Below are 10,161 nucleotides of genomic sequence, written 5' to 3' on the forward strand. Positions count from 1 at the left end.
CCGTTGTGACCCCAGCAAACATTGATATCGCAGTTGCCGATGTCAACGATGCGCCGGTTGCAGGCAGCACAAGTTACACAGTCAACGAAGATGGCCAAATCACCATTAGCGCTGAGCAGTTACTGGCAAACAGCAGTGATGTGGATGGCACTGTCAGTCTAGACTCAGTGTCTTACTCAGGCACCGACGGCATATTAACGAATAATCTTGATGGCTCGGTTACTTTCTTCCCGAATGAGAACTTCAACGGTGACATCAGTCTTGATGTAGTGGTTATCGACGATGACGGCGCCACTGCTGAAACCACCGCTGGCATCACCACGCTGGCGGTCAATGATGTGCCAGTGGTCGATGGTAATTTGGCTTACAATGTTGACGAAGATGGCACTATTACTCTCAGCCAAGAGCAATTATTGGCTAATGCATCTGATGTAGACGGTGATGATTTAACCGCTGAAGGGCTTAGCGTTGCTGGTAATGCAACAGTTGTGGAGAATGCTGATGGCAGTTTCACCATTACGCCTGATGCAGACTTTAATGGCGACTTAGGCTTAAGCTTTGATGTCTCAGATGGCACCACCACGGTTGCCACCGGTGTTGATTTAACCGTTAACCCAGTCAACGATGCACCGATTGCGGGTGCTGATATTTATATTCAAGCAGAAGAAGATCAAACCGTTGGCGTTAGTCTTCGTGAAGAGCCAGCTATTCGTCTCGATGCACAACCTGAGTTTGGTATTATCCAAGCCAATATCAATGATGAATGGGTGACGTTAGAGGTAGGACAAGAATTCGCGCCTGATACTGAAGTACGCTTTGTTGCTGATGAAACCGCAGTTACTGATTCTACTCATACCAGTCAAATCGGTACCTTTGATGATAATGCAACGGTTGATGACTGGGGCACAGAAATAGATTCGCATACTCGTGAATTTACTGATGGCGACTTAGTGGTTACCACCCAGAGTACAGATGGGCCGTTAGGCGCTTGGAATGGTAATACCCATATTGGCCATGGTATAGGCGATACCGATAGGCAAGGGTTAAGTGGTGATGAGCAGCTAATTATTAATGTTGAAGGTCAAGACATCAACGAAATTAGCTTCGAACTAGATGGCTTAGGTGGTTGGTTTGTCGAAGGCTCTAAAAACTTCACTGAAGTAGAAATTAGGGCTTTTGATGCCGATGGCAACCTCATTGATTCAGAAACTTATCATAAAGATGATAATAGTAGCTTCGAACATACATACACACTTACCACGGATGAACCCGTAGCACGATTTGAGTTAGGCACAATTGAAGGTAACGGCACTTATGTGGTGCAGAATATGTCTGTATCGCAGACCTTACCTGATGATGTGGTCTTTACATCTATTGCTGTTGATGGCACTGAAGTAACTGAAACAATTGAGCTAAACCTTCATGCTGGCGATCAAGATATTGATTTATCAGCAGAGCTGCCTGTTGTGACAAGTTCAGAAGGTGTAGATGGTTTTGCCTCTATTGTGATCACCGAGGAGCAGTTACTTGCACAAGCTTCTGATATTGATAGTGAAAACCTCGATATCATTAATCTTGAGTTAAACGATGAGAATGCCACACTAACCGACAATGGTGATGGCACTTGGACCCTTACCCCAGATGAGAATTTCTCGGGTGATATTGACCTAACTTATCAAGTGACTGATGGTGAGTTAGTTGATGATAATACTATCCATATCAACTTTGCTGAGGTCAATGATGCACCAATTGCATCTGGACCAATAGTCCTGAGCACTGAAGAAGACAACTCTATTAGCTTCACTGATGCTGATTTACTTGCCAATGCATCTGACATTGAAGGTGATGATTTATCTATTCAAGATGTGAGTTACACTGGTAATGCCGGTGAGTTAATTACCAATGACGATGGTAGTTACACCTTTATCCCTAATGAAAACTTTAATGGTGATGTTGACTTAAGTTATGGCATTAGTGATGGTCAAGATGTCACAACCAATAATATTGATTTAACTGTTATCCCGGTTAATGATGTCCCTGTTGCTGGGGCGCCATTAGATTTACAAATGCTCAATGATGGCACCATGACCATTAATGCATCTAGCTTATTGTCAGGTGCAAGTGATGTTGATGGGGATATTCTTCATATTGAAGATTTAGTACTAACTAATCAGCTTGACGGTACTTTGGTCGACAACGGTGACAATACCTTTAGCTTCACACCAGCTGAAGGATTTACCGGCAATGTGTCTTTGTCATTCGAGGTCAGTGATGGCCAAGCATCAGCACCTAGTTCATTAAATATTACCGTTGAAGAATACAACGAAGGCCCTGAAGTTTCTGGCCCAGTTGCGGTAACTGTGGATGAAGACGGCAGTATCACCCTCTCTCAAGAGGAATTACTCGCCAATGCCAGTGATGTCGATGGTGATTCTCTGGCCGCAACCAATCTTGTTACCAATGATGAAAATGCGACTGTCGTACAAAATGACAATGGCAGCTTTACGATCACCCCAAGTGAAGACTTCAATGGTGACATCCAATTCAGCTACGATGTGACTGATGGTATTGAAACGGTTGCCACTGAATTAGATCTCACGGTTACGCCAGTTAATGATGCTCCAGATGTTCCTGATCTTTCATTCAATACCATGGAAGATGAAGCTATAACGGTTACTACCGAGCAGTTACTGGCTCAAGCAACGGATATAGAAGGCGATGAGTTATCTGTTGTTAATGTCACATCGCAAGATCCAAACGTTGAAGTTATTGATAATGGCGATGGGACTTATACGCTAACCCCACAAGCGGAATACAGCGGTACTGCTAGCTTGAGCTTTGATGTCAGTGACGGCACTGATGTGGTTTCGGCCGATATTAGTCTTAATGTTGAGTTTGTAAATGATGTACCTGAAGCTGGGCCTATTGTTGCTTCTGTAGACGAAGATGGCACAATTTTAGTTACCCAAGAAATGCTACTTGAAAATGCATCAGATCAAGATGGTGACGTCTTAAGAGCTGATAGTTTACAAACTAACGATCCAAATGCGACCGTTGTCGATAATGGCGACGGTACCTTTAGTGTTACACCTTCTGCTGACTTTAATGGCGATATTGTCTTTAGTTATGATGTCTCAGATGGTGAAACTGACACACCTACAGAGCTGACTCTGACAGTTAATCCAATTAATGACGCGCCTGAAGTGCAGCCGCTTAATTTTGCAATTCAAGAAGATGGAACATTAATCTTCACAGAAGAGCAATTGCTGGCACAAGCAACTGATATTGAAGGTGATGAGCTTAGTATTACTGATGTATCTTACAGTGCAGATGAAGGTACATTGACGAATAATGGCGACGGTACTTATAGCTTCACTCCGAATGAACATTTCAGTGGCAATATTGAGGTCGATTTTAGTGTGTCAGATGGCACTGATGAGGTCGCACAAAGCATTGGTGTTGCCATCGAAGCCGTTGCTGATGCTCCTGATTTAACAGTAACAACCGGTGATGGCGATGTCGTCACTGATGAAGCGATTGTTGTCGAGCCCGGTTCAACCACACAACTTAATATTGATGCAAGTCTAGTGGATCAAGACCTTTCTGAAACCCTTACTGTTGAAGTAAATGGTTTACCAGAAGGTTCGGTACTGACCTATGACGGCGAAGCGCTGTTGGACGAACAAAGCAGCGGTATTACCAGTTACGACAATACCGATATTACCGTGACGTTCCAGGGCGAAACTGCCGGATATCAAAATACGGCGGGTTACTATACCGTTGATGAAGAAGGTAATATTACAGGGGTACAAATTGGTTTTGAAAATGCTTCTGAAGTGGGCTCTGGTGGTGACTTAATTCCAGGTGAATCATCCTTCACCTTTGATGTCGAGGCGGGTGAGAGCTTCAATCTATTTGTGATCCCAAATGGTTTCAATCGTAATGACTTTGAGAATATGCAGGACGGTACATTTGAGTTCCGCGATGCCGATGGTAACCCTGCGACTATCGACTCAGTCGATCCGCAATTAATCCATATCAGTGAAGATGGCGTCGAAACGCCGATTTTAAGTCAGTTTGGTGATGCGATTTTCCATGGTGGCAGCAATAGCAACCTTAACGAAGATGGCATAGAGCATACGAGAACCGCACTGAATGAAGATGGCGAGATTGTTTACGGTGTTGAAGATCTCTTTGGCGGCGGAGATCAAGATTTTGATGACTTCACCTTTACCATTGATGTTGGTGAAACAAATAGCCAAATTTTCCAAGGTGAAATTGTTGTCGGTGAAGATGGCAGTGTTGTTATCCCAACCACAGTGTTGGATCAAAACCTTGCTGTGACCTTCCCTGAAGATTACACCGGTTCAGCATCGTTAGAGATCATCGCAACAGCTACTGAACTGTCAAATGACGATCAATCAAGTACTGTTCAAACGATAAACTTTGAAGTTGACCATGCACCTGAATCTGATGCTGTTACCGCGCAGGTTGATGAAGATGGCTCAATCACTATTACTCAAGCTGATTTATTAGCGAATGCGACCGATCTTGATGGTGATGATTTAGTTGCCGTTAATGTCAGCTCTGATGATGACAATGTCACATTGGTCGATAATGGTGATGGAACTTACACCGTTACCCCAGATGCGGACTTCAACGGTGAAGTATCGTTTAGCTTTGATGTCAGTGATGGCGATCAAATCGTCTCCACTGAATTAAATCTAAGTGTTAACCCTGTTAATGATGCTGCTATAGCGCAAGATCAAAGCTTTAGCATGAACGAAGACGGCGTGATCATCATTACCGATGAGCAACTGCTTGTTGGTGCCACCGACATTGAAGGTGATAATTTAACTATCGCCGATGTGAGCTACACTGGCACCGATGGTGTGCTCACCGACAACGGTGATGGCACCCATAGCTTCGCACCAAATGAAAACTTCAATGGTGATGTGCAACTTGAATATGGCGTAAGTGATGGCACTGATGTGACCTCAGCCAATATTGATATTGCTGTGGCTGATATTAACGATGCGCCAGTCGCGGGTTCAACCTCATATACTGTGAATGAAGATGGTCAAATTACCATTAGCCCTGAGCAATTACTGGCAAACTCTAGTGATGTTGATGGTAGCGTTAGTTTAGATAGCGTGAGCTACTCAGGCACCGACGGTATTCTGGTTCAAAACCAGGATGGCTCAGTGACCTTCTCGCCAAACGAGAACTTCAATGGTGATATTAGCCTCGATATTTCAGTCATCGATGATGATGGCGCAGTGGCGCAAACCACAGCAGGCATTGAAGTCATTGCTGTGAATGATGCACCCGTATCGGGTGATCTGGCTTACAGTGTTGATGAAGACGGCAGTATTACCTTGTCTCAAGAACAATTGTTAGCCAATGCCAGTGATGTGGACGGCGATGACTTAACTGCTGGAAATCTAACCGGCGGTAACAACGTTACTATCACAGAAAACGACGATGGCTCATTTACCCTGACTCCTGATGCAAACTTCCATGGAGAAATGGATATAAGCTTTGAGGTTTCTGACGGTGGAACCACAGTTCAAGCCAATATTGATCTGACTATTAACCCTATAAATGACACAACAGTAGGGGTGGAAGATCAGGCTTACACTGTCGAAGAAGATGGAACCTTAATCTTCACTGATGAGCAATTGCTTACAGGCGCAACAGACATCGATGGAGACGACTTATCCGTTAGCGGTGTTGAATACAGTGGTGCCGAAGGTGTATTCACTGATAATGGCGATGGAACATACAGTTTTGCGCCAAATGAGAACTTTAATGGTCAAGTTGAACTTAGCTTCTCGGTCACTGATGGAAAAGAAACCGTTGGCGCGAATATCGATATTACAGTAACAGATATCAACGATGCACCGGTGGCAGGTTCAACCTCATACACAGTTAACGAAGACGGCCAAATTACCATCAGCGCTGAGCAGTTACTTGCAAACAGCAGTGATGTGGATGGCACTGTCTCACTTGATAGTGTCAGTTACTCAGGCACCGACGGTGTATTAATCACTAATGAAGATGGCTCAGTGACCTTCTCGCCAAACGAGAACTTCAACGGTGATATCAGCTTAGATGTGGTAGTTATCGACGATGATGGCGCTACTGCTGAAACCACTGCTGGCATTACCACACTGGCGGTAAACGATACGCCAGTAGTTGATGGTAATGTCGCTTACTCGGTTGACGAAGATGGCTCAATTACCCTAAGCCAAGAGCAATTGCTGGCCAATGCATCTGACATCGACGGCGACAACCTAAGCGCTGAAAACCTATCAGTAGGCGATAATGCTACCGTGGTGGCTAATCCAGATGGCAGCTTCACCATTACTCCAGATGCCGACTTTAATGGCGATTTAGACTTAAGCTTTGATGTCTCAGATGGCACTACCACAGTGGCAACAGACGTTGATTTAACCGTTAACCCAGTTAACGATGCCGCAGTAGCACCTGATGTTGCATTTGAGATGAATGAAGACGGCGTCATCATCATTACCGATGAGCAACTGCTTGCTGGCGCTACCGATATTGATGGTGATGACCTATCAATTGATACGGTCACTTACACTGGCACCGATGGTGTGCTGACCGACAACGGTGACGGCACCCATAGCTTCGCGCCTAACGAAAACTTCAATGGCGATGTTCAATTAGAATTTGGCGTTAACGATGGCACAGTCGTGACCCCAGCTAACATTGATATCGCAATAGCAGAAGTGAACGATGCACCTGTAGCGGGTTCTACTTCATACCAAATGAACGAAGATGGCAGTATCACGTTAAGCCCAGAGCAGTTACTTGCCAATGCTATTGATATCGAAGGTGAAGTGGCGCTAGATAGTGTCAGCTACTCAGGCACTGATGGTGTGTTAGTGACCAATCAAGATGGCACGGTTACCTTCTCACCTAATGAAAACTTCAACGGCGATATTAACTTAGATGTGTCTGTTGTGGATGAAGCTGGTGCAATCACTGTTGGTAATGCAGGCATTGAAGTTATCGCAGTTAATGACTTACCGATTGCTGGCCCTGTTTCTTACACCATCGATGAAGACAGTGTACTGACATTTAATGAAAGCCAAATCTTAGCGAATGCCTCAGATATTGAAGGTGGTGTCTCATTAGTTGAGATTAGCTATACAGGCCCTGATGGTATTTTCAGTGTTAATGGTGATGGGACTTGTAGCTTTGCCCCTAATGAAAACTTCCATGGCGAAGTGACACTGGATATTGTTATTCAGGACGAAGAGGGCGCAACGGTCACTACACAAATGACAGTGGATGTGTTGCCGATTAATGATGTCCCAGTGTCAGGCGACTTAGCTTACTCAGTTGACGAAGATGGTTCAATTACCCTAAGCCAAGAGCAATTACTGGCTAATGCGAGTGATGTGGACGGTGACAACCTAAGCGCTGAAAACCTCAGTGTCGGCGATAACGCTACCGTGGTGGCTAACCCAGATGGCAGCTTTACTATCACCCCAGATGCGGACTTTAATGGCGATTTAGACTTAAGCTTTGATGTCTCAGATGGCACTACTACCGTGGCAACAGGTGTTGACTTAACCGTTAACCCAATCAACGATGCCGCAGTAGCACCTGACGTCGCATTCGAGATGAATGAAGACGGCGTTATCATCATTACCGATGAGCAGCTACTGGCTGGCGCCAGCGATATCGATGGCGATGACCTATCAATTGATTCAGTGACTTACACAGGCACCGACGGGGTACTCACCGATAACGGTGACGGCACCCATAGCTTTGCGCCAAATGAGAACTTCAATGGCGATGTAGCGCTTGAATTTGGTGTTAGCGATGGCACTGTTGTGACCCCAGCTAACATTGATATCGCCGTTGCCGATGTCAACGATGCGCCGGTTGCAGGCTCAACCTCATACACAGTTAACGAAGATGGCCAAATCACCATTAGCTCTGAGCAATTGCTTGCAAACTCTAGCGATGTGGACGGCACGGTTTCACTTGATAGTGTGAGTTACTCAGGCACCGACGGTGTATTAATTACCAATGACGATGGCTCAGTGACCTTCTCACCAAACGAGAACTTCAATGGCGACATTAGCCTTGATGTAGTGGTTATCGATGATGATGGCGCTACTGCTGAAACCACTGCTGGCATCACCACACTGGCGGTTAATGACGTGCCAGTGGTTGATGGTAATGTCGCTTACTCAGTGGATGAAGACGGCTCTATTACCTTAAGCCAAGAGCAATTACTGGCTAATGCCAGTGACATCGATGGTGACAACCTAAGCGCTGAAAACCTCAGCGTCGGCGATAATGCCACAGTCGTAGCTAACCCAGATGGCAGCTTCACCATTACCCCAGATGCGGACTTTAATGGCGATTTAGACTTAAGCTTTGATGTCTCAGATGGCACTACTACCGTGGCAACAGCAGGCGTAGACCTCACGGTTAACCCTGTTAACGATGCTGCAGTAGCACCTGACGTCGCATTCGAGATGAATGAAGACGGCGTTATCATCATTACCGATGAGCAGCTACTGGCTGGCGCCAGCGATATCGATGGCGATGACCTATCAATTGATACGGTCACTTACACCGGCACTGACGGGGTACTCACCGATAACGGTGACGGCACCCATAGCTTTGCGCCAAATGAAAACTTCAACGGCGATGTAGCGCTTGAATTTGGTGTCAGCGATGGCACCGTTGTGACGCCTGCTAACATTGATATCGCCGTTGCTGATGTTAACGATGCGCCGGTGGCAGGCAGCACAAGTTACACAGTCAACGAAGACGGCCAAATCACCATCAGCGCTGAGCAGTTACTGGCAAACTCAAACGATGTGGACGGCACAGTCAGCCTAGACTCAGTGTCATATTCTGGCACTGACGGTGTATTAATTACCAATGAAGATGGCTCAGTGACCTTCTCACCGAACGAGAACTTCAACGGCGAAATTAGCCTTGATGTGGTGGTTATCGATGATGATGGCGCCACTGCTGAAACCACTGCTGGCATTACCACACTGGCGGTAAACGATACGCCAGTAGTTGATGGTAATGTCGCTTACTCGGTTGACGAAGATGGCTCAATTACCCTAAGCCAAGAGCAATTGCTGGCCAATGCATCTGACATCGACGGCGACAACCTAAGCGCTGAAAACCTATCAGTAGGCGATAATGCTACCGTGGTTGCTAACCCAGATGGCAGCTTTACGATTACCCCAGATGCGGACTTCAATGGCGATTTAGATTTAAGCTTTGATGTATCAGATGGCACCACTACCGTGGCAACAGGCGTAGACCTCACGGTTAACCCTGTTAACGATGCTGCAGTGGCGCCTGACGTCGCATTCGAGATGAATGAAGACGGCGTTATCATCATTACCCATGAGCAACTGCTTGCAGGCGCCAGCGATATCGATGGTGACACACTGAGCATTGCTGATGTGACTTACACAGGCACTGACGGGGTACTCACCGATAACGGTGACGGCACCCATAGCTTTGCGCCAAATGAAAACTTCAATGGCGATGTAGCGCTTGAATTTGGTGTCAGCGATGGCACGGTTGTGACCCCAGCCAACATTGATATCGCGGTTGCCGATGTCAACGATGCACCGGTTGCAGGTAGCACAAGTTACACAGTTAACGAAGACGGCCAAATCACCATTAGCGCTGAGCAGTTACTTGCAAACTCTAGCGATGTGGATGGCACGGTTTCACTTGATAGCGTGAGTTACTCAGGCACCGACGGTATATTAATTACCAATGACGATGGCTCTGTAACCTTCTCACCGAACGAGAACTTCAACGGTGACATCAGCTTAGATGTGGTGGTTATCGATGATGATGGCGCCACTGCTGAAACCACTGCTGGCATTACCACACTGGCGGTAAACGATACCCCTATAGTTGATGGTAATCTGGCGTACTCGGTTGACGAAGATGGCTCAATTACCCTAAGCCAAGAGCAATTACTGGCTAATGCGTCTGATGTGGACGGTGATAACCTAAGCGCTGAAAACCTATCAGTAGGCGATAATGCCACGGTTGTAGCTAACCCAGATGGCAGCTTTACGGTTACCCCAGATGCGGACTTCAATGGCGACTTAGATTTAAGCTTTGATGTCT

At 46.0% G+C, this 10,161-nt stretch carries 1 protein-coding gene; it reads left to right on the forward strand.

Annotated elements, in window-relative coordinates; genetic code table 11:
• Positions 1 to 10,161, forward strand: a 10,161-nt coding sequence (locus BM739_RS19525; RefSeq protein ID WP_139326934.1) for a tandem-95 repeat protein, incomplete at both ends; no start/stop codon positions are given.

Source organism: Shewanella sp. UCD-KL21, from assembly GCF_001957135.1.
Lineage (GTDB): Bacteria > Pseudomonadota > Gammaproteobacteria > Enterobacterales > Shewanellaceae > Shewanella.